At 37.1% G+C, this 806-nt stretch carries 1 protein-coding gene; it reads right to left on the bottom strand.

Annotated features, from left to right (window positions below; genetic code table 11):
• Positions 1 to 98: 98 nt before the first annotated feature.
• Entirely contained in the window at positions 99 to 605 is a 507-nt protein-coding gene (locus GQR56_RS21265; RefSeq protein ID WP_166115368.1) for a hypothetical protein, read from the bottom strand.
• Positions 606 to 806: the final 201 nt, after the last annotated feature.

Raw genomic sequence — 806 nt, 5'->3', positions numbered from 1 at the left:
GGCGCAACACTCGATACAGGTGGTTGGTTAAACCTTACCTGACAGGGACTTGCACCCTGCAAGATGCATCAAGCTTAGCTTGACGCACCAACGCCTCGTTAAGAGGCAAAATATAGATTTCTCCAATCCAAACCTATTGAAATTTGCCTTAAAATATTAAAAATATCTTCATTTTCTATACATAGTTCAATGTACCCTGTAGTAGCAGATCTATATGGATTTAGTAATTTTGAAGTGCTTGGCTCACCAATAAAAGGGTTGGATGGTAATATCTCGCCAGAGACTCTAGCAGAAGTCCAGTCAGAATCAGATGGAGATTCTTCAGTGGAAAAATATAGTTCATCCAATTTTATACTACCTCTGCGAATATAATCATTAAACCCCCAATGAATAGCTGATGCGCCATTTACTAGCTGGATTAAGCCGCATATAGACGAGTATATTTGTTGAGCATCATCAACACCTTTAAAATGATTGGAGCGTAGATAAAATTGTTCAGCTTGGTGATCATCAGAGTCCTGAAAAATACTGAAATGTGGTGAGTTCATTCTGTCTAAATTATCCAGAATAATGCTATTTCCATTTAGAGTTGCTAACCAGTGCAATTTGAATCCTCAGAGCAATTTAACGCCTCACTAAGAGGCAAATAATAGTTGGCTAAAATAGACGACGAAGGAGTAAATAGCCAACTGTTATTTGTCCTTTTGAGTGACTTATAGTTCGACCAAGCCACTTAATTTAAAAGTAACTGACTATTATATTAAGTGGAATATGCTTCTGTTGGTTACGAATATTGAATGACAAAC

The organism is Pseudoalteromonas sp. Z9A5, from assembly GCF_011378875.1.
In the GTDB taxonomy this organism is placed as follows: Bacteria; Pseudomonadota; Gammaproteobacteria; order Enterobacterales; family Alteromonadaceae; genus Pseudoalteromonas.
The sequence above is the reverse complement of the archived record's forward strand: the minus strand, read 5'-3'. Positions and strand labels throughout refer to the sequence as shown.